Source organism: Streptomyces sp. NPDC033165 (assembly GCF_055577965.1).
The window spans coordinates 207,800-227,371 of sequence record NZ_JBVIPK010000002.1 but is presented as its reverse complement, the minus strand read 5'-3'; the positions used below and the strand labels follow the sequence as shown (position 1 = coordinate 227,371).

The window sequence follows — 19,572 nt, the reverse complement described above, 5'->3', positions numbered from 1 at the left end:
ACGTAGGGTGGCCCCTGGGATCGCCGGCTGGCCGGACGGTTCCGAACCGCCGCCCCAAGGGAGGTCCAGTTCAGTGACGAGCCAGGTCAGTAGCGCGGCAGAGAAGGCCGATGAGGCCAACGACGCCGTCCTCGGGGGCCAGCGTGCCCCCCTGTCAGGTACGACGGGAACGCCGGGCGGCGACGGGAAAGAGGTCCGCCGCCTGGACCGGGTGATCATCCGTTTCGCGGGCGACTCGGGTGACGGGATGCAGCTCACGGGCGACCGGTTCACCTCGGAGACGGCATCCTTCGGCAACGATCTGTCCACCCTGCCGAACTTCCCCGCGGAGATCCGCGCCCCCGCAGGCACCCTGCCCGGGGTCTCCTCCTTCCAGCTCCACTTCGCCGATCACGACATCCTCACCCCGGGCGACGCTCCGAACGTCCTGGTGGCGATGAACCCCGCCGCGCTGAAGGCGAACATCGACGACGTGCCGCGCGGCGCGGAGATCATCGTGAACACGGACGAGTTCACGAAGCGGCCGATGGCGAAGGTGGGGTATGCGACCAGTCCGCTGGAGGACGGGTCGCTGGAGGCGTACAACGTCCACCCGGTGCCGCTGACGACGCTCACGATCGAGGCGCTGAAGGAGTTCGGGCTTCCCCGCAGGGAGGCCGAGCGCAGCAAGAACATGTTCGCGCTCGGGCTGCTGTCGTGGATGTACCACCGGCCGACCGAGGGGACGGAGGCGTTCCTGCGGCAGAAGTTCGCGAAGAAGCCGCAGATCGCCGAGGCGAACGTGGCGGCCTTCCGGGCCGGGTGGAATTTCGGCGAGACCACGGAGGACTTCGCGGTCTCCTACGAGGTCGCCCCGGCCTCCCAGGCGTTCCCCACCGGCACCTACCGCAACATCTCGGGGAACCTGGCTCTGTCCTACGGCCTGATCGCCGCGGGGCAGCTCGCCGACCTGCCGCTCTACCTGGGCTCGTATCCGATCACCCCGGCCTCCGACATCCTGCACGAGCTGTCGCGGCACAAGAACTTCGGTGTGCGGACCTTCCAGGCCGAGGACGAGATCGCCGGGATCGGGGCGGCGCTGGGCGCCGCGTTCGGTGGGTCGCTGGGCGTGACCACGACGTCGGGGCCGGGTGTGGCGCTGAAGTCGGAGACGATCGGGCTCGCGGTCTCCCTGGAGCTGCCGCTGCTGATCATCGACATCCAGCGCGGCGGCCCCTCCACCGGGCTGCCGACCAAGACCGAGCAGGCAGACCTGCTCCAGGCGATGTACGGCAGGAACGGCGAGGCCCCGGTCCCGATCGTGGCCCCGCAGACCCCGGCCGACTGCTTCGACGCCGCGATCGACGCGGCCCGCATCGCCCTGACCTACCGCACCCCGGTCTTCCTGCTCTCCGACGGCTATCTGGCCAACGGTTCCGAGCCGTGGCGCATCCCTGAGACCGACAGCCTGCCGGACCTCACCACCTCCTTCGCCACCGGCCCGAACCACACCCTGGCCGACGGCACCGAGGTGTTCTGGCCCTACAAGCGCGACCCGCACACCCTGGCCCGCCCCTGGGCGATCCCCGGGACCCCCGGCCTTGAGCACCGGATCGGCGGGATCGAGAAGCAGGACGGCACCGGCAACATCTCCTACGACCCGGCCAACCACGACCTCATGGTCCGTACGCGCCAGGCGAAGATCGACGGCATCGAGGTCCCCGACCTCACCGTCGACGACCCGGCCGGGGCCGGCACCCTGGTGCTCGGCTGGGGCTCGACGTACGGGCCGATCACCGCCGCCGTACGCCGGCTCCGCGCCGCCGGGCAGCCCATCGCCCAGGCCCATCTGCGCCACCTCAACCCCTTCCCGAGGAACCTCGGCGAGGTGCTGAAGCGTTACGACAAGGTCGTCGTGCCGGAGATGAACCTCGGTCAGCTCGCGATGCTGCTGCGGGCGAAGTATCTGGTGGACGCCCACAGCTACAACCAGGTCAACGGAATGCCGTTCAAGGCCGAGCAGCTCGCCACAGCTCTCAAGGAGGCCATCGATGCCTGACACCGAGGAACTGCAGCACAACGAACTGCTGCAGCTGGTGCCCAAGGCCGAGGCGAAGCAGTCCATGAAGGACTTCAAGTCCGACCAGGAAGTGCGCTGGTGCCCCGGCTGCGGCGACTACGCCGTTCTCGCCGCCGTGCAGGGGTTCATGCCCGAGCTGGGCCTGGCCAAGGAGAACATCGCCTTCGTCTCCGGCATCGGCTGCTCCTCCCGCTTCCCGTACTACATGAACACCTACGGGATGCACTCCATCCACGGCCGTGCCCCCTCCATCGCCACCGGACTGGCCACCTCGCGCCGGGACCTGTCGGTATGGGTGGTCACCGGTGACGGCGACGCGCTCTCCATCGGCGGCAACCACCTCATCCACGCCCTGCGCCGCAACGTCAACCTGAAGATCCTGCTGTTCAACAACCGGATCTACGGCCTGACGAAGGGCCAGTACAGCCCCACCTCCGAGATCGGCAAGATCACCAAGTCGACGCCGATGGGTTCGCTCGACGCGCCGTTCAACCCGGTCTCCCTCGCCATCGGGGCGGAGGCGACCTTCGTGGCGCGGACGGTCGACTCCGACCGCAAGCACCTCACGAGCGTGTTGCGCGCGGCGGCCGAGCACCCCGGCACAGCGCTGGTGGAGATCTACCAGAACTGCAACATCTTCAACGACGGTGCGTTCGAGGTGCTCAAGGACAAGGAGCAGGCGACCGAGGCGGTCATCCGGCTTGAGCACGGGGAGCCGATCCTGTTCGGCGCCGAGGGGTCCAAGGGCGTCGTCCGCAACCAGGCCACCGGTGATCTGGAGGTCGTCGCGGTCACCGACGAGAACCGTTCGCAGGTCCTCGTCCACGACGCCCACGCCGACTCCCCCACCACGGCGTTCGCGCTGTCGCGGCTCGCCGACGCCGACACCCTGCACCACACCCCCATCGGGGTGCTGCGCAGCGTCCAGCGGCCTGTCTACGACACTCTGATGTCCGACCAGCTCGACAGCGCGGTGGACCGCGACGGCAAGGGCGACCTCGGCGCGCTGCTCGCCGGGAACGACACCTGGACGGTCATCGGCTGAGCGCCGCCGTCACCACGGGCACCCAGGGCCCGGACCGTTCCTCGCCGCGCACCACCACGGGCGGCGGGAGTCAGGTCCGGGCCCTGTCGTATGCCTCGCGCGCCGTCTGCACCGCGTCCACCTGGCGTTCGGTCCAGCGGGCGAGCGCCCACACCTGTTCGGCGGCCTCGATGCCGATCGGGGTGAGTGAGTAGTCCACCCGCGGCGGGATCACCGGTTTCGCGTCCCGGTGGACGAAGCCGTCGCGCTCCAGCGTCTGGAGCGTCTGGGCGAGCATCTTCTCGCTGACGCCGCCGACCGTGCGACGCAGCTCGCTGAAGCGGTGCGAACGTTCCAGAAGCGCCGCCAGGACGAGGACGCCCCAGCGGCTCGTCACATGCTCCAGCACCAGCCGGGAGGGGCACATCGGCTGATTGACATCGGGCGTCCTGTGGTTCGGCGACTTGCGGTTCCGCGCCTCATGGTTCAGCAGCTCGCGATGGGGCGGATTGACACCTGTTGCCCTTACTTCCATGCCAGTACCTTACTTCAAAGTTGGTACTTTCTTTTAGTTAGCGCTATCCGTAGGCTCGTCCCAGAAGCGCCAAAGCACAGCAGAAGCGCTATAAGCGGATCGAACCACCGAAATCGGAGCACCCCCCATGAGCATCGTCGTCACCGGAGCCACCGGAGAGCTCGGCCACCTCGTCATCGACTCCCTGCTGACCACGGTCCCGGCCGGCGAGATCGCCGCCGTCGTACGGAACAAGGAGAAGGCCGCCGGGCTCGCTGCCCGGGGCGTCGAGCTGCGCATCGCGGACTACGACCGGACCGAGACGCTGACCGGAGCGTTCCGGTCCGGTGACCGGGTGCTCCTGATCTCCGGCAGCGAGGTCGGCAGGAGGGTGCCGCAGCACACCGCGGTCATCGACGCGGCGAAGGCGGCGGGCGTCGCGCAGCTCGCGTACACCGGCATCCTCGGCGGACCGGACGCGGACTTCACGCTGGCCGACGAGCACAAGGCCACCGAGCAGCTGATCCTGGACTCGGGGCTGCCGTACACCCTGCTGCGCAACGGCTGGTACACCGAGAACTACACCGCCAACCTGGCTCCGGTCCTGGAGCACGGCGCGGTCGTCGCCAACGCGGGCACGGGCCGCGTCGCCTCCGCCCCCCGGGCCGACTACGCCGCCGCCGCGGCCGCCGTCCTGACCGGCGAGGGCCACCTGAACACGGTCTACGAACTGAGCGGCGACACCGCCTGGTCGTTCGCCGAGTACGCCGCGTTGCTGTCCGAGGTGATCGGCAAGAACATCGCGTACAACGACGTCCCGGCGGCCGTGCACCAGGAGATCCTGGTCGGCGCGGGGCTTCCCGAGGGCTTCGCCGCGATCCTCGTCGACGTGGACAAGGCGATCGGGCGCGGGCTGCTCGCCGGGACGAGCGGCGACCTCGCCCGGCTGATCGGCCGCCCGACGACGCCGCTCGCCGAGACCGTACGTACGGCCCTGGCCGGGGCCTGATCACCACCCGGACCTGATCACCGCCTTTGGCCCGGGCGCACCGCGCCCCGCCGCGCCCCGCCGCACCCCGCCGCGCTTCACCACACCCCACCGCGCCCCACCGCACGCGGGGATGTCATGAGTGTTTCCGCGAGACGGCTATGACACGAGGCTCTTCCGGCGCTACCTTCATCCAGTCGGCCAATCCGTCGACGTACAGGTGGACCGGTTTGACCAGGAGGGCCCGTGGAGGGGAAGAACGAGCAGCGGGCAGGTCTGCTGTACGGATTCGGCGCGTACGGGATGTGGGGCCTGGTCCCCCTGTTCTGGCCGCTGTTGAAGCCGTCCGGGGCGATGGAGATCCTCGCCCACCGGATGGTCTGGTCCCTGGGTCTCGTCGGGATCGCCCTGCTCGCGATGCGCCGCTGGGCCTGGATCGGCGAGTTGGCCCGCGACCGGCGAAAGCTCGGGCTGATATCGCTCGCGGCGGCGACCATCACCGTCAACTGGGGCCTCTACATCTGGGCCGTGAACAACGGCCAAGTCGTCGAGGCCTCGCTCGGCTACTTCATCAATCCGCTGGTCACCATCGCCATGGGCGTTCTACTGCTGGGTGAACGGCTGCGGCCGGTCCAGTGGATCGCGGTCACCACCGGCCTGGTCGCCGTGCTCGTGCTGGCGATCGGGTACGGGCGGCCGCCGTGGATCTCGCTGGTGCTGGCGTTCTCCTTCGCCACGTACGGGCTGGTCAAGAAGAAGGTGAACATGGGCGGCCTGGAGTCCCTGGCCGCCGAGACCGCCGTGCTGTTCCTGCCCGCGCTCGGCTTCCTGCTCTGGCTCACCGCCACCGGCGCGTCGACGTTCACGGCCGGGGGCGCGGGGCACGGGGCGCTGCTCGCGGCAACGGGCATCGTCACCGCGGTACCGCTGATCTGCTTCGGCGCGTCGGCGGTCCGGGTGCCGCTGTCCACGCTGGGGCTGCTCCAGTATCTGGCCCCGGTCTTCCAGTTCACGCTGGGCGTCCTCTACTTCCACGAGGCGATGCCTCCCGAGCGGTGGGCCGGGTTCGCCCTCGTCTGGCTGGCCCTGTCACTCCTGACCTGGGACGCGTTGCGCACGGCGCGGCGCAATCGGGCGCGGGCGGTGAAGCTGCTGGCCAAGGCGGCCGCCGCACCCGCACCCGCACCTACGACTCCGGGCAGCGCTCCGGCGGCCGTGAGCCCGGACTCCGCACCACAAAAGATTACCTAGTTGCTTTTCTTACTCGGTTACGTTTCCCTGGTCCCCGGATGGACGGAAGCGCGACCGAAGGAGAGGCATGGGCATGACTGACGTACTCATCGTGGGCGCGGGACCCACCGGGCTGGTTCTGGCCTGCGATCTGGCCCGGCGCGGCGCGGCCGTGCGGATCGTGGACCGGTCACCCACCCCGCCCCGCACCTCGCGCGCGAAGGGTCCCAACCCTCGGTCGCTGGAGGTCCTGGACGACCTCGGGGTGGTCGACGCGGTACTCGCGGCCGGTTCAGCGCCACTGCCGATGCTCAAGTACCGCGACCGCCTGCCGGTCACGGAGACCGATCCGTGGGCGGACTCGGCGCCGACGCCGGACGTGCCCTACGACCGGGGGTGGCTGATCGCCCAGTGGCGCCTGGAGGAGATCCTGCGCGAACGGCTGGCCGGGTACGGCGTCCGGGTCGAGCTGGGCCGCGAGGTGGTGGGGCTGGCGCAGGCCAGCGGGGGCTCGGCGGCAGAGGGGGGCGGGGGCTCGGTGTCACCGGGGGACGGTGACACGATCGGGGGCCATGTCACCGTCACGCTCAGGGACGGAACCGAGCGAACGGTCGAACGCGCGCGGTACGTCGTCGGCTGCGACGGCGCCCACAGCTCCGTACGGAAGATGCTCGGGATCGGCTTCGAGGGAACGACCGCCGAGGACCAGGTGATGGTCTGCGGCGATGTATACCTGGGCGACCTGGGCGACCTGGGCGACCTGGCTGAGGGTGCCCCGGACCGCGGCCGCTGGCACCAGTGGTTCGACGAGGACGGCGCGGTCATGCTCTGCCCGATCCCCGGTACGCGCACGGGCTGGTGGTTCCAGGCCGGTCCGGAACGGGACGGGCGGGGTCAGCCGCTCGCGCCCTCCGCCGACGGGTTCCGGCGACTGCTCACCCGCCACACCGGGCTCCCCGGCCACCACCTCACACGGGCCGGTCTGCTGTCGACGTACCGGGTCAATGTGCGGCTGGCGGACCGTTTCCGCGAGGGGCGGGTCTTCCTCGCGGGCGACGCGGCGCATGTGCACCCCATCGCGGGCGGCCTCGGGATGAACACCGGTATCCAGGACGCGTTCAACCTGGGGTGGAAGCTCGGGCTGGTACTCAGTGGCGACGCGGGCGCGGAGTTGCTGGACACCTACGAGAAGGAGCGGCTTCCGGTGGCCGCTCACACCCTGGACCTCGCCTCCGAGCGACTGCGCGCCACCCTTGAGGCGATCCGCACGCCCGGCGGCGGCCTGGACACGGCGATCACCGCCGACACCACCGGTCTGGGCATCGGCTACCGGTGGAGCTCCCTGGCAGCCGGCGCCCCCGAGGGGCACCGCGCGTCCGCCGCCCCGCGCCCCGGGGACCGGGCGCCGGACGCGCCCTGCCGGGACGCCGCGACCGGATCCCGTACGCGGCTGCACCGCGTCTTCGCGGGCCCCCGCACCACGGTCCTCGGCTTCGGCCCCGGGAGCGCGGCGGTCCTGCGCGAGGCGGCCGCCGCGTACGGGGCTGCCGGGGTGCGGACCTGCCGGGTGTACGCGGCGCACGAGGACCATGCCGGGGCGGAGCCGGGAGCGGTGATCGACGAGGCGGGCCACGCTGCGGCCGCGTACGGAACGGCGTATGAAAGGGCTTACGGAGCGGGGTACGGCGCGGCGTACGGAATGGATGCCTCCGGCGGTACGGACGCGGGGACGGTCGTCGTCATCCGGCCCGACCACCACGTGGGCGTGCTCGCTTCGGCGGACGACGCCCGTTCCGTACGGGAGTACCTGCGTCGGCTGCACGAAGCGGGTGGGCGGCGCACCAGCATGGTGGACGCCGTGAGGTAAAGGCTGATTGAGTGCCCGGATGGGGACTGTGCTGGGGGCCATGAGGAACGTGCGGTGGCACGAGCTACAGCACGCGTACGGCTCCGCGTCCCAGGTTCCCGGTGTGCTGTCGCGGATAGCCTGGGGAGACGCGCCGGACTCGGACGAGGCCCTGAGCGATCTGGAACGGTGGATCGGCGCGCCGCCCGTCTTCGACTCGACCGTGGCGACGGTGCCGTTCCTGTGGGAGCTGGCGGCGACGGACACGGTCAGGAACCGGGCGGGCGTGCTGGACCTGCTCGCCACCATTCTGGCCGCCGGGAACGCGGAGCACCCCACGTGGGCCCGCGCCGCCCACGATGCGGTGGTGGCAGGTCGCGCCACGGCCACCCGGCTGGCCGCCGCACCCGAGGAGACACAGCCGACACGGTCGGTACGGGCCGCCGCCGAACGGCTGCTGGCCTCGATCGACGGGCACTCCTGCCCCACGTGCCCCGCCAACCCCGCGCGCGAGGCCTGAGTACCGGGCGCGGCCTGGGTTGGGCGCGACCTGGGCCTTGGGCGGTCAGGTCAGCTCGGCCTCCACCCGGTCCATCGCGTTCTTCCAGTACGTACGCCGCTCCTCGCGCTCCTCGGCGCTCGCCAGACGCTCCTGGTGGAAGCTCAGCACGGTCCGGTCGGCGGAGCTGCCGGGCGTCACGGCGACCTGGACGGTGGAGGTGCCGTACGTGAGCCGCACCCGGTCGCCCGGGCGGTAACTGCGCAGCTCCCCGCCGAGCCCGTCGGCCGTACGGTACGGAGCGCCCTTCTCGGTGGGCAGGGGGCCGTCGATGCCCAGCCAGAGGGCGATGCCCTCGGGCCCGACGATGAACTCCCATACGGCGGTCAGCGGTCGGCGGATGGTCCGGGAGACGCCGATCTCCCAGCCCGCGTCCTGAGTGAGTCCGGTCGGCATGATGAAAGTCCCTTCACTCGTCGGCGGTCACTGGTCGGCGGTCAGTGGTCGGTGGTCGGTGGTCGGCGGTCACTGGCTACTCGTCCGTGGTGGTGAGCCGGGCGCGGTGGGCCCGGACCTTGTGCCGGTTGCCGCAGCGCTCCATCGAGCACCAGCGGCGCTTGCCGGGCCGGGAGGTGTCGACGAACAACAGGCGGCAGTCGTGCGCGGAGCAGGTGCGGACCCGGTGGGCGTACGCCCCGGTGAACAGGTCGATCGCGTCGCGGGCGACGGTGGACAGCAGCCCGGTGCCGGTACTCCCTGGCACCCACTCCCGGCCGCCGGTCCCGTTCAGCCGGGCCGTCAGGGGGAGGTGCGCCGCCGCCTCGTTGACGACTGCGAGGTCCTCCGGCCCGGGCGGCAGCGCGTGCACATGCCCCTCCCCCAGCCGCCAGAGCGCGTCGCGCAGCACCCGCGCGGCAGCCACCTCGTCCTCGCCGACGGCGAGGCCCAGCCCATCGGGAAGCCGGCATTCCGCCGCCCAGCGCACCAGGTCGGCGGGCGCGCGCAGCATCTCGAAGTACGCGAGTGGGCCGGGGCCGCCGGTCGTCAGCAACTCCAGACACAGCGCGCCCGGATCGAACCGGAATGAGCTGCCGTCCGGGTGCCGCAGAAGCAGCCCGGCAGACCCAGCAGCCCCGGAGGTACCGCCAAGCACGCCAGGCCCGGGAGGCATGCCAGAGCCAGCAGGCCCAGCAGCCCCCTGTCGCGCCACCAGCTCGGCTCGCTCCGGCGGCGTCTTCCTCGGTTCCGGCGCGTCATTTGCCCTGCCACTCATGTAACCACTATAAACGGTTTCCATGACGAAGACCCTGTCCTGGAAGCTCGTGATCGACAGCGCCGACCCGCACGCCCAGGCCGGCTTCTGGGCCGCGGCCCTGGGCTACCTCGTCGAGGACAACAGCCCCCTGGTCGAGCAGCTGCTCGCGGCCGGAGCGGTGCCCGAGGCCATCACCACCCACGCCCACGGCCGCCGCGCCTGGCTCGACCTCGCGGCGGCCCGGCACCCGGACGACCCGTACGAGGAGAACAGCGGTACGGGGCTGGGGCGGCGGCTGCTCTTCCAGCGGGTACCGGAGCCGAAGACGGTGAAGAACCGCCTCCACATCGATGTCCACTCCGAGCCGGGGCAGCGCGATGCGGAGGCCGCGCGGCTGGTGGAGCTGGGCGCGCGGGTGCTGCGCACGGTCGACGAGCAGGGCGGGAGCTGGCTCGTACTGGCAGATCCTGAGGGCAACGAGTTCTGCCTGCACTGACGGGAGGCTGGACGTGCGCGGGAGCGCAGGGCCCGAATCCGTACGGGAGCCCTCTACGGGTCTTCCGCGCAGGTGACGGCCGTGCGACGCGGATGCCGTCGCCAGCCCCCGCCCCCATCCCTGCCCCCCCCTCCCTTCATTCCTGGTCCCGTCCGTCCCGCTCGCGCAGCACCTCCTGCCGGACCCGCTCCGCCATCAGGTCCGCGAGCGGGTCCGTCACATCCCAGGAGTGCGCGGCCGGATGCCGGTCGAACAGCACGCACGCATCCCCCTCCGTGACGGACAGCCGACGGATCACGGCGGGGCACGGCAGCAGTTCGGCGAACCGGAACTTCCGGCGCGTACCGGTGTCCGTCCAGAACATCCATAAGTCCCGCACGGCAGGCCTGTCGGCCGACCAGAGCTGGGCCGCGTGCTCGGTCTCCTCGCCGTGCTCGCCGAGTTCACAGAGCAGGAAGTCGTCCAGGAGGGGGACAGGCTTCACGCCCGCCTCCTGACCGGGTCCGCCCTCCAGGGCCATGAGCGCGACCCGCGCGCCCATCTCGGGGAGTTCGGTGACAGCGGTGCACTGCAACATGTCGCGCATCCTTATGGGCAGGGGGAGGGAAGAGGGGTACGGGCGGGAGCCAGGGGGCGCATGACGAGCCCGTACCAGGACGTGTCGTCCCGGGCCACGAACTCGTACGGCAGTCCGTCCGCGAGCCTCAGCAGCGCGTAGTCATGCTCCCGGAAACTGCTTGCCCAGGAACGGAGTTCGGCCGGTACATCAGGCCTGGCCCCGGAGACCGGGTACAGTGCGCGGGCCGGAACCCAGGGGGCGTACGGGTCCGGGTCGAGCGCGTCCGCGAGGCGCCGGGCCTGCCGCCGCAGCCAGCGGAGGGCCAGTCGCCGCGTCGGCGCGACGATGCCGCCGAGCCGGAAGGACCGCGCCGCGTCACCCCCGTGGCTCTCGGCCAGGTACCAATCGGCACGCCCTCGCGCCACGTTCACAGCACCTCACCCCGGCTGCGCGCGTTGAGCCACGCGGTCCTCGCGCGCAGCTGCTCCATGGGGAGCGCGAGGCGGACCAGGCGGGGCTCCGCCTCCCACTCAGCGCCGCCGCCGACGGGCCGGAGCGACCAGTAGGGGCCGGCGACCCCTCGGAACTCCCCCACGCGGCCACCCCGACCGGTGTCGACCACGAGCGTGCCGGGGACCGGGGGGCCGGGAGGCTCCTGTGCATTCGGGCAAGCGTTCTCGCCGTACACCTATCGCTCCTCTCTGTAGCCGTATGACTACCGGGGCGATTCAGCGTGGCCTACCGTTGGAAACCATTCAACTTGCCTATTCGGCATGGAAGATCGGGGGCGAGGTCCGTGAACGTCAAGGAGTTAAACCCGGAGAGCTCCGCGCAGGCGGCCTACGGCGCACGTCTGCGCGGCTTGCGGGAGCAGCGGAGCTGGACACAGGAGGAGCTGGGGGACCGGAACGGCTACTCCAGCACACACATCTCCTCGGTGGAAACTGGTCGCAAACTCGCGACCTTGCGCTTTTCGCGTAGTACGGACCGGGCGCTGGGGCTCACCGGGACCGAGGCGTCCTTCGAGCGCGAGCTGGGCCAGATCAAGCACGGCAGCCTGCTGGAGGGCTTCCCCGAGTTCCTCGGCTACGAGCGCCGGGCGGCGGAGATCCGGCTGTACGAGGTCGGCGTCATCCCGGGCCTGCTCCAGACCCCGGAGTACGCCACGGTCCTGGCGGACAGCGCGGTCAGGCGGCAGGCGATCACCGCGGACCAGGCACAGGAGCGCGTCGCACTGGTCGCGGAACGTCAGGCGGCCCTGGTCCGGGAGAAGCCGCCGCTGGTCTTCGCGTTGCTGGACGAGAGCTGCATCCGCAGGCCGGTCGGCGGACCGGAGGTCATGAAGGCGCAGATGGACCGTCTGATCGAGTTCGCCGAGCAGCCCAACACGGTGTTGCAGGTGGTGCCGTTCACCATGGGTGAGCACCGCCCGTTCAGCCTGCCGATCTACATCCTGACCATGCCCGACCGTTCGCTCATGTCATACGCGGAGTCCGCGCAACAGGGCTACCTGGAGCGCGAAAGTGGCTCGGTGGTGCCGCATCTGACGGCCTACCATCAGATGCAGGCGGTAGCGCCCTCCCAGGCCGCGTCCGTAGACATGTTCAGGCAGTTGCGAAAGGGCACCCCGTGACAACCGAGACCCCCCGTTGGTTCACGTCCTCGTACAGCGAAAACGGCGGCGCGTGCGTCGAGGTCGCCACCAACCTCGCCGCCCCGCACGGCATCGTCCCCGTCCGCGACTCCAAGAACACGAGCGGCCCCGCGCTGACCTTGCAGGCCGACGCGTTCACCACGTTCGTGGCGGGTATCAAGTCCGGAGAGTTGCAGTACCCGTAGCCGCTCCGCCGAAGGGACACCCCGTGACAACCGAGACCCCCCGTTGGTTCACGTCCTCGTACAGCAACAACGGCGGCGCGTGCGTCGAGGTCGCCACCAACCTCGCCACCCCGCACGGCATCGTCCCCGTCCGCGACTCCAAGAACACGAGCGGCCCGGTCCTCAACGTCCCCGCCACCGCGTTCACCAGCTTCGTGGCAGGCGTCCGGGCCGGAGACTTCGGCACCGTCTGAGCCGTCCCAGCAACCGCCCCACCGTGCACGACCGCTACCGAGAGGCCGTGACCGCGTTCCCGGCCCGGTTCGCCTCCGCGCAGGATCGGGACGGGGCGAGGCTGGCGCTGCTCGTCAGGGCAGCGGTCGAGCGGCTCGCGGAGGGCGGGGACGTGTCGCTCGGCCACTACCTGAAGGGCACTGTCTTCCGCTCCCTCGCCCTGGTGACCTGTTCCCCGAACCGCCCCGCCCCCGATCTGCCCTGCCCCGCCCGGCAGGCCCCCTCATGACAGCGGGCCGCTTACCCGGCCCACCCCCTGGCGCGCAAGCGGCCGTCCGGGGCCTTCTAGGCTGGGGCCCATGCCCACGCCCCCCGCCTACGCCCTCGTCGCCACCGACCTGGACGGCACCCTGCTGCGTCCGGACAACACCGTGAGCGCCCGCTCCCGCGCCGCGCTCGGCCTTGCCGCCGCCGCAGGCGCCCGGCATCTGATCGCCACCGGGCGGCCCGTTCCCGGCATACGGACGCTGCTCGCGGACCTGGCGTACACCGGGCCCGTCGTCTGCGGGCAGGGCACCCAGCTGTACGACGCCGACAGCGCGCGCCTGCTGCGGTCCGTCACCCTGGACCGCGAGTCCGCCGACACCGCGCTGGGCAAGATCGAGGCGGAGGTCGGGGCGGTGTTCGCCGCCGTGGACCAGGACGGGGTGGACGGCGTGACCCTGGTCGAGGCCGGGTACCGGATGCCGAACCCGGCGCTTCCCGCCGTACGCGTCGACTCCCGCGACGCCCTGTGGGAGCGGCCGGTCATCAAGGTGCTCGTCCGCCACCCGGAGCTCGGCGACGACGCGCTGGCGGCCGCCGCGCGCGGGGCCGTGGGCGAGCTGGCGACGGTCACCATGGCGGGGCCCGGCACGGTGGAGCTGGCGCCGCGCGGGGTGGACAAGGGCACCGGGCTCGCGCTGGCCGCCGAGCTGCTGGGGGTCGGGGCCAAGGGCACGGTCGCGTTCGGGGACATGCCCAACGACCTCCCGATGTTCGGCGGCTCGGGCCTCCGGGTGGCGATGGGCAACGCCCACCCGCAACTGCGCGCGGCGGCCGACGAGGTCACGCTGTCCAACGCGGAGGACGGCGTCGCTGTGGTCCTGGAGCGGCTGTTCGGCTGAGCGCACCGCCGCGCCCCCGCGTTCGGCGGTGGGCTCAACCGCTCAACCGCGCGTCTCGCCACCCGCCAGTTCCTGTTCGGTCCAGAGCGCCTTGCCGCCCGGACCGTGCCGAGTTCCCACCCGTACGGGCCAGAAGCAGCGCCGCGCCCGGCGGAGCGGATGTGGTCCGGAAGCCCGTAGACGGTCTCGTCGCTCAGGTGCTGGAGGTCCCGGCCGCGCTGCTCGGCCAGGAGGTGCGTGATGCGGCGCCCGGCGGGCTCGTCGGGCAGCAGTTCGGCGGTGCGGAACGCCAGGATGTCGCCTTCGTCGAGGGTGACGGTGCCGGGCGCGAAGGGGGCGGTGTCGTCGGAGAAGAGGCTCGGCCCTTCCGGTACGTCGAGGGGGAGCGCCGTTCCGTCGGGGCCGACGACCAGCGGCGCGGGGTGCCCGGCCCGGGCGACGGTGCAGGTGCGCGGGAACGGGTCGTAGGCCCCGTACACGCGGCTGGCGGTCAGGGGATCGCTGTGGAGGGCGTCGCCGACGGGGCTGACCTCGGGCAACAGCGGAAGCCCGGGTATCAGGGGGTCGGTACCCCGGGCCCACCGACCTCGGCCGTGACCAGCATCGGCGTACGGTCGTCCGCCTCGGCGAGGAGTTCGCCGCCCGGGGCCCAGATCGCGGCCCGGCCGCAGCCGGTCCACGGGCCGGAAGGGCCCACGTGGTTGGCGAGGGCGACGAAGAGGCCGGTCCCCTCGGCCGTGCGGGGGTAGATGGTCGCCCGCTGCGCGACGCCGCCCCCTGTCCCGTACAGCGCGGAGGCCAGATAGACCTGGCAGCCGTCCGCAGCCGCCCGCGCGGACAGCTCGGGGAAGTGGCTGTCGTGTATCTGGCGCGCTCGCGCGGTGGGCGGGCGGTGGCCGTGAAGGTGGCGCGTCAGGAGCTCGCGAGCGACCCGCACTTCCGGGAGCGGTTCCGTGCCGAGGTCGACGCCGCGCGCAGCGTGGGCGGCTTCCACACCGCCCCGGTCGTCGACGCCGGCCCGACGGCGGCCGTGCCCTGGCTGGCTACGGCCTACGTGGACGACGCGTCGGCCGAAGCGGACCTCGCCTTCGTGGCCGTCGGTCGGGACAGCTCGCTCCTCGTCGACGCCGCAGGCGTCACACTCGGCCCGGCAGGCGCGGAGACGCAGTACGGCTGGGCCGAGATCAGCACGGTCACCTACGCGGCCCAGGGCCCCAAGCACCTCGGGGTCACCGTGCACCTGCGCAACGGCACCGCCCACTCGTGCCTGCTCACCGCCCACCGACGGGCCCGGCTCCAGGAGTGGCTGGACGGGCCCGGCTCCAGGAGTGGCTGGCGGACCTGCCGCTGATCCTGGAGTGCTTTCCGTAGGGCCCGAGGGGGCCACCCCCGCCCCGCCCCTCCCCGCTCCGCCCCGCTCCGGGGCCAGGGGCGGGGGCCGGGAGCCGGGGGCCGGTCTCAGTACCCCGGCGCCCCCAGCGCCCGCAGCACGTGGGCCACGAGGGCGGCGATCGTCTCCTCGTCCTGGGCCGGCTTGCGCAGCACATGGCGGTAGTAGAGGGGGCCGTACAGCATCTCCACGGCCAGCGGCAGATCCGCGCCGGGCGGGATCTGGCCCGCCTCCTGGGCGCTGCGCAGTCGGCCCACCGCCTCCTCGACGCGCGGGTCGACCAGCTGTTCCCGCAGGGTCCGCGCGAGGACGTCGTCGTGGTGCAGCTCCGAGAGGATGCCCGCGTAGGCGGGGCCGAACGGCGGGACGGAGAGCAGGTTCACCGCACCCGCCATATGCGTACGCAGATCGGCTCCGATGTCGCCGGTGTCCACGAACGGCGTGGCGTCGACCAGGGCGTCGGTGAACGCCTCCAGCAGGACGGCTCCCTTCGACGGCCACCAGCGGTAGATCGTCTTCTTGCTGACCCCGGCACGGGCCGCGATGGCCTCTATCGTGACGTGCCCGTACCCCCGCTCGGTACAGAGGTCGAGGGCGGCTTGCAGGATCGCGCGACGTGACCGTTCGCTGCGGCGCACACTGCTCGGCGATGTGATCATTCGGTGAGCATAGGGGGGATTCAGCCAATCTCTTGTTGACAGCTCGTCGCCAAGGACCGAACATAACCCAAGCGGAAACGGAACGTACCGTGTCGTGTTGTTCCCTTTCTTAGCACCGTTCGTGCCGTTCGTGCCGCGACGAGCCGATCGGGGGACGGCTCGCCCGGCCGACGGCACGGACGACTCGCCACCGATCCGATCCGGCCAGGGAACCCCGCTCAAGCCCCACCGTTCAGGCAAGCCCTGCCGTTCAGGCCGTGATGTCCTTGGCCGTGAAGCGGGCCCAGGCGGCCGAACCGAACACCGCCACGTACAGCCCCTGCAACTGGAAGTTCTTGACCAGGTCGTCCCAGTGGACCGGTTCGCGCAGGACGTCGGCGAAGGACATCCAGTAGTGCGGGAACAGATAGGCGTGGACCCCGCTCAGCTGCGGGATGCTGTCCAGGATCTGCACCGTGATCAGCAGCCCCACCGTGGCCGCCATCGCCCCGATCCCGCTGCCCGTCAGCGTCGAGACGAACAGCCCGAGCGCCGCGAACCCGGTCAGCGAGAGCGCGACGACGGCCGCTGTCAGCCCGGCCCGCACCAGTCCCTCGCCGAAGCTGATTCTCGTCCCGGAGATCGTGGTCACCTCCCCCACCGGGAACAACAGCGCCCCCACCGCCAGCGCCGAAGCGGCCACGACCAGGGTCGCCACCAGGCAGAACGTCAGGACGGAGGCGTACTTGGCGAGGAGCAGCCGGGTCCGGCCCGCCGGGGCGACCAGCAGGTAGCGCAGGGTGCCGCTGCTCGCCTCGCCCGCGATCGCATCGCCCGCCACGACGCCGACGGCCATCGGGAGGAACACCGGCAGGGTCGCGGCGAGGGAGGCGAAGACCAGGAAGAGGCCGTTGTTGGTGACCTGGGCGAGGAACGCCGGACCCGCCCCTCCCTCCGTTCCGCCCGCCCCTCCACCGCCGCCGCCCGTCTCGATACGGACCGCGATCCCGATGAGGGCGGGGACGGCGGCAAGAACACCCAGCAGGGCGAACGTCCGGTGGCGGCGGAACAGGGTGGTGAGCTCGGACCGGAGGAGGCCCAGGGCCCACAGCGGGTTACGGGGGCGGGTCGGGGTCCACAACGGGTTACGGGGGCGGGTCGGGGCCTCCGGTCGGCCCGCGCTTCCTGTAGCCGTGACCTGCTCAGCCTGCGACATCGAATCCCTCTCCCGTGAGCGCGACGAAGGCGTCCTCCAGCGAGCCCCGCTCGACGCCGAAGAACCGCACCCGCACCCCGCCGCTCACCAGCGCCGCGTTGAGGTCGGCGAGGTCCACGGCAGGGGGCGGCGCGTCGGCGGTCAGGCGATCGCCGTCGGCGCTCAGGCCCGTGAGTCCGTGCGCCTTCAGGATGCGGGCGGCGGCGGCCAGGTCCGGGGTCACGACGGTGAGCCGGCCCCGGGCGGTCGCGGCAAGGTCGGCGACCGGGCCCTGGACGATCAACCGGCCCCGGGCCATCACCGCGGCATGCGTACAGACCTGCTCGATCTCGTCCAGCAGGTGGGAAGAGAGGAAGACCGTGGTGCCCTCGGCCGCCAGCTCCCGTACGAGGGAACGGATCTCGCGCATGCCCTGCGGGTCGAGGCCGTTGGTCGGTTCGTCCAGGACGAGCAGCCTGCGCGGCCGGAGCAGGGCCGCGGCCAGCCCGAGGCGCTGCTTCATGCCGAGGGAGTACACCTTGGCCTTCTTGCCGGAGGCGGCGGCGAGCCCGACCCGTTCCAGGGCGTGGTCGACGCGGGCCCGGCGGGTGCGCGGGTCGGCGGTGGGGTCGGCCCGGTCGTACCGCAGGAGGTTGTCCCGGCCGCTCAGGAACCCGTACAGCGCGGGCCCCTCGATCAACGCGCCGACCTGCGGCAGCACTGTACGGGCGGCCCCCGGCATGGGGCTGCCGAGCACCTCGGCGGTGCCGGACGTCGGGTCGATGAGACCCATCAGCATCCGGATCGTCGTGGTCTTCCCGGAGCCGTTGGGGCCGAGGAAGCCGAAGACGCTGCCGCCGGGCACGGTGAGGTCGAGGCCGTCCACGGCCGGCTGACCGCCGCGATAGCGCTTGGTCAGGCCCCGGGTCCGGATGACGGCGTCGGGGGCGGGAGCGGGGGCGGTGCTGCCGTTCGGGGCCGCCTCGCGCGAGGCGGCTGTCCCTGTCGACGTCATCCGGTCACACCTCTCCCGTCTCCCGCTCTCCGTACGCGGCGCGCCTCCGAGGTCCTGACCGCCTGGCCGTCAGAACCGTCGTGGCCGTCAGGACCTCGGAAGGTCGGCAGGACCCGGAAGGTCGGCAGGCCCTCAGACCCTCCGGTCCTCCCGGCCCTCAGACCCTCCGGCCCTCCGGTCCTCCCGGCGTTCCTACTTCCCGGCGGCGGCCTTACTTCGCGGCGTCGGCGGCGCGCACCAGCGCGTCCTTCGTCACCGCTCCGACATATACCCTGCCGTCGTCCGTCAGCAGGGCGTTGACGAGGCGCGTCTTGAAGACCGTGCCCGAACCGAACTTTCCGGTGACCTTGTCGCCGAGCGCGTCGAGGATGCCCTGCGCCTCGGCCGGGACGTCGCCCGAGCCCGCTGCGGGGAGGCCCTTGCCGCCGGGAACCTTGATCTCGGCGATCGAGGTCCAGCCCTTGCCGATGACGTTGACGCCCTCGAAGCCGTCCAGTTCGGCGAGCTGTCCGGGGAGCGGCTTCTGCGCCAGGCCCCGCTCGTCCTTGCCGGTCTCCAGTTCGTCGGCCTCGGTGACCTTGGCGCCCTTCGGCGGGGTGAAGTCGAACGTGGACGCGGCGGGCCTGGAGAAGTCGACCTTGGTGAACCCGGCGTCGACCACGGCCTTGCCGCCGCTCGCCGCGGACAGGGTGAACTTCAGCGGTACGCCGTTCTCGGCGTCCACGGCGATACGGACCGAGCCGATCGTCGAACCGGACTGCTTCGGCTTGATCAGCAGCTGGTACGCGTCCCGCCCGGCGACCTGCGCCGTGCCGTCGACGGTGACCGAGGTGGTGTCCCCGGCCGCCTTGAGCGCCTGCTCGGCGAAGTCCTTCGGGGTGGCCGGTGCGCCCTTGGGAGCCTCAGGGGCCTCCTTGCCGCCGCCCCGGCCCTCGGGGGCCTCGGCGTGGTAGACCTCGTCGGACTTGCTGTCGTACGCCCAGACCTCACCCTGATTGTGGATGACGCTGTATTCGGACGCGTTTCCGAGGATGGACAGCTTCTGCTTCTCCGGGCCGTCGGCGGCGACCCGCAGCGTGTGCGTGCCGGACGTCAGCTCCATGAGCTTGTCCTGCGGCGCGGCAGCCCCGCCGTCCTTGCCTTCGCCGGAGCCGTCGGCCCCGCCCGGTACGAGCGAGCCCGCGAGGCCGTCGAGGGGCAGGCCCAGGTCGGTGCTGATCTTGAACGTGCCGGAGAGCCGCTCCTCGTCGGAAGCGGCGATCTTCTCGATGAGCTCCTGCGCGGTGATCTTCGGCAGATCGGGGTCGCCGGAGTTCGCGAGGGCCGGGACGAGTCCGATGGTCGCGGCCGCCACCCCCGCGACCGCGACGGGGACGATGTAGCGCGCCGCCTTCCGGCGGCCCACGACAGTGCCCGTGGCCCCGCCGGTGGTCTCTGCGCCGGTGGTCTCTGCGCTGTCGTTCGGTGCCATGTGTGCCCTACCTCCGTGGTCGGCGGCTTCCGTTGGTATCCATCTGACCAAAACGGACGGGCCGAAGCGTCAGCCCGCGGGATCAACTCCGCCTACTGCTCCGGTATGACAACCGGACGGGTCGCCTAAGTCATCCAGTAGGGGTAGGCCGCCGGGTGACACCACGTCAGCCTGC

Annotated in this window: 23 protein-coding genes and 2 pseudogenes; 13 read left to right on the top strand and 12 right to left on the bottom strand. The window is 71.6% G+C overall.

Features of this window, described 5'->3' with window-relative positions; genetic code table 11:
- Positions 1–73 precede the first annotated feature (73 nt).
- A complete protein-coding gene (locus ACZ5WC_RS05350; RefSeq protein WP_468539590.1) occupies positions 74–2,038 on the top strand; it encodes a 2-oxoacid:acceptor oxidoreductase subunit alpha in 1,965 nt (654 codons plus the stop codon).
- Entirely contained in the window at positions 2,031–3,104 is a 1,074-nt protein-coding gene (locus ACZ5WC_RS05345) for a 2-oxoacid:ferredoxin oxidoreductase subunit beta (RefSeq protein WP_468539589.1), read from the top strand. The genes ACZ5WC_RS05350 and ACZ5WC_RS05345 overlap by 8 nt, the downstream gene beginning before the upstream one ends.
- Before the next feature lie 70 nt (positions 3,105–3,174).
- Here ACZ5WC_RS05345 and ACZ5WC_RS05340 read toward each other — a convergent pair whose 3' ends face one another.
- On the bottom strand, positions 3,175–3,510 hold the full coding sequence (locus ACZ5WC_RS05340) for a winged helix-turn-helix transcriptional regulator (RefSeq protein WP_468539952.1): 336 nt from the start codon (positions 3,508–3,510) through the stop codon (positions 3,175–3,177).
- 235 nt (positions 3,511–3,745) lie between these two features.
- On the opposite strand from ACZ5WC_RS05340, the gene ACZ5WC_RS05335 reads away from it, so the two are divergent.
- The 4 genes from ACZ5WC_RS05335 (at position 3,746) to ACZ5WC_RS05320 (ending at position 8,181) form a co-directional block, all read left to right on the top strand.
- The gene (locus ACZ5WC_RS05335) at positions 3,746–4,606 is read left to right on the top strand and encodes an SDR family oxidoreductase (RefSeq protein WP_468539588.1); all 861 of its coding nucleotides are present in this window, start codon (positions 3,746–3,748) and stop codon (positions 4,604–4,606) included.
- A gap of 225 nt (positions 4,607–4,831) precedes the next feature.
- Complete coding sequence (gene rarD, locus ACZ5WC_RS05330) at positions 4,832–5,836, top strand: EamA family transporter RarD (protein ID WP_468539587.1); 1,005 nt, start codon at positions 4,832–4,834, stop codon at positions 5,834–5,836.
- A 67-nt stretch (positions 5,837–5,903) separates the two neighbouring features.
- A complete protein-coding gene (locus tag ACZ5WC_RS05325) occupies positions 5,904–7,682 on the top strand; it encodes an FAD-dependent monooxygenase (protein WP_468539586.1) in 1,779 nt (592 codons plus the stop codon).
- Positions 7,683–7,701: 19 nt separating this feature from the next.
- Entirely contained in the window at positions 7,702–8,181 is a 480-nt protein-coding gene (locus ACZ5WC_RS05320) for a hypothetical protein (RefSeq protein WP_468539585.1), read from the top strand.
- A gap of 45 nt (positions 8,182–8,226) precedes the next feature.
- Here ACZ5WC_RS05320 and ACZ5WC_RS05315 read toward each other — a convergent pair whose 3' ends face one another.
- Complete coding sequence (locus ACZ5WC_RS05315) at positions 8,227–8,616, bottom strand: SRPBCC family protein (RefSeq protein ID WP_468539584.1); 390 nt, start codon at positions 8,614–8,616, stop codon at positions 8,227–8,229.
- Between the two features lie 76 nt (positions 8,617–8,692).
- On the bottom strand, positions 8,693–9,313 hold the full coding sequence (locus tag ACZ5WC_RS05310; RefSeq protein ID WP_468539583.1) for a CGNR zinc finger domain-containing protein: 621 nt from the start codon (positions 9,311–9,313) through the stop codon (positions 8,693–8,695).
- Positions 9,314–9,455: 142 nt separating this feature from the next.
- On the opposite strand from ACZ5WC_RS05310, the gene ACZ5WC_RS05305 reads away from it, so the two are divergent.
- Positions 9,456–9,911, top strand: coding sequence for a VOC family protein (locus ACZ5WC_RS05305; RefSeq protein ID WP_468539582.1), 456 nt, complete (start codon positions 9,456–9,458; stop codon positions 9,909–9,911).
- 136 nt (positions 9,912–10,047) lie between these two features.
- Here the strand turns inward: ACZ5WC_RS05305 and ACZ5WC_RS05300 are convergent, their stop codons facing one another.
- From ACZ5WC_RS05300 to ACZ5WC_RS05290, 3 genes are read right to left on the bottom strand one after another with little or no spacing between them, the layout of a single operon-like run.
- The gene (locus ACZ5WC_RS05300) at positions 10,048–10,488 is read right to left on the bottom strand and encodes a hypothetical protein (protein ID WP_468539581.1); all 441 of its coding nucleotides are present in this window, start codon (positions 10,486–10,488) and stop codon (positions 10,048–10,050) included.
- Between the two features lie 11 nt (positions 10,489–10,499).
- Positions 10,500–10,901, bottom strand: coding sequence for a hypothetical protein (locus ACZ5WC_RS05295; RefSeq protein WP_468539580.1), 402 nt, complete (start codon positions 10,899–10,901; stop codon positions 10,500–10,502).
- On the bottom strand, positions 10,898–11,158 hold the full coding sequence (locus ACZ5WC_RS05290) for a hypothetical protein (protein ID WP_468539579.1): 261 nt from the start codon (positions 11,156–11,158) through the stop codon (positions 10,898–10,900). Before ACZ5WC_RS05290 ends, ACZ5WC_RS05295 begins: the two co-directional genes overlap by 4 nt.
- Positions 11,159–11,266: 108 nt before the next feature.
- Between ACZ5WC_RS05290 and ACZ5WC_RS05285 the strand changes: the two genes are divergently transcribed.
- From ACZ5WC_RS05285 to ACZ5WC_RS05265, 5 genes are all read left to right on the top strand, one after another.
- Positions 11,267–12,103, top strand: coding sequence for a helix-turn-helix domain-containing protein (locus ACZ5WC_RS05285; RefSeq protein WP_468539578.1), 837 nt, complete (start codon positions 11,267–11,269; stop codon positions 12,101–12,103).
- Complete coding sequence (locus ACZ5WC_RS05280) at positions 12,100–12,309, top strand: DUF397 domain-containing protein (RefSeq protein ID WP_468539577.1); 210 nt, start codon at positions 12,100–12,102, stop codon at positions 12,307–12,309. Before ACZ5WC_RS05285 ends, ACZ5WC_RS05280 begins: the two co-directional genes overlap by 4 nt.
- A gap of 23 nt (positions 12,310–12,332) precedes the next feature.
- The gene (locus ACZ5WC_RS05275; RefSeq protein ID WP_468539576.1) at positions 12,333–12,542 is read left to right on the top strand and encodes a DUF397 domain-containing protein; all 210 of its coding nucleotides are present in this window, start codon (positions 12,333–12,335) and stop codon (positions 12,540–12,542) included.
- Positions 12,543–12,589: 47 nt separating this feature from the next.
- Positions 12,590–12,811 (top strand): hypothetical protein, encoded by a 222-nt coding sequence (locus ACZ5WC_RS05270; RefSeq protein ID WP_468539575.1) that lies wholly within the window; start codon positions 12,590–12,592, stop codon positions 12,809–12,811.
- A gap of 70 nt (positions 12,812–12,881) precedes the next feature.
- Positions 12,882–13,688 (top strand): HAD family hydrolase, encoded by an 807-nt coding sequence (locus ACZ5WC_RS05265; RefSeq protein WP_468539574.1) that lies wholly within the window; start codon positions 12,882–12,884, stop codon positions 13,686–13,688.
- A gap of 118 nt (positions 13,689–13,806) precedes the next feature.
- On the opposite strand, the pseudogene ACZ5WC_RS05260 reads toward ACZ5WC_RS05265, so the two are convergent.
- Positions 13,807–14,212, bottom strand: a pseudogene (locus tag ACZ5WC_RS05260) (SpoIIE family protein phosphatase); the annotation flags it as partial.
- A gap of 32 nt (positions 14,213–14,244) precedes the next feature.
- Positions 14,245–14,550: pseudogene (locus ACZ5WC_RS05255) on the bottom strand (nitrilase-related carbon-nitrogen hydrolase); the annotation flags it as partial.
- Positions 14,551–14,592: 42 nt separating this feature from the next.
- Here ACZ5WC_RS05255 and ACZ5WC_RS05250 point away from each other — a divergent pair.
- Entirely contained in the window at positions 14,593–15,039 is a 447-nt protein-coding gene (locus ACZ5WC_RS05250) for a hypothetical protein (RefSeq protein WP_468539573.1), read from the top strand.
- Between the two features lie 107 nt (positions 15,040–15,146).
- Here the strand turns inward: ACZ5WC_RS05250 and ACZ5WC_RS05245 are convergent, their stop codons facing one another.
- The 4 genes from ACZ5WC_RS05245 to ACZ5WC_RS05230 all read right to left on the bottom strand — a co-directional run bounded on the left by ACZ5WC_RS05245 (position 15,147) and on the right by ACZ5WC_RS05230 (position 19,397).
- Positions 15,147–15,737, bottom strand: coding sequence for a TetR/AcrR family transcriptional regulator (locus ACZ5WC_RS05245; RefSeq protein ID WP_468539572.1), 591 nt, complete (start codon positions 15,735–15,737; stop codon positions 15,147–15,149).
- Positions 15,738–15,987: 250 nt separating this feature from the next.
- Positions 15,988–16,932: an ABC transporter permease gene (locus ACZ5WC_RS05240; RefSeq protein ID WP_468539571.1), complete on the bottom strand. Its 945-nt coding sequence runs from the start codon at positions 16,930–16,932 to the stop codon at positions 15,988–15,990.
- Positions 16,919–17,926: an ABC transporter ATP-binding protein gene (locus tag ACZ5WC_RS05235; RefSeq protein WP_468539570.1), complete on the bottom strand. Its 1,008-nt coding sequence runs from the start codon at positions 17,924–17,926 to the stop codon at positions 16,919–16,921. Before ACZ5WC_RS05235 ends, ACZ5WC_RS05240 begins: the two co-directional genes overlap by 14 nt.
- A 211-nt stretch (positions 17,927–18,137) precedes the next feature.
- Positions 18,138–19,397 carry a LolA family protein gene (locus ACZ5WC_RS05230; protein WP_468539569.1) on the bottom strand — a complete coding sequence of 420 codons (1,260 nt, stop codon included), beginning with the start codon at positions 19,395–19,397 and terminating at the stop codon, positions 18,138–18,140.
- Positions 19,398–19,572: the final 175 nt, after the last annotated feature.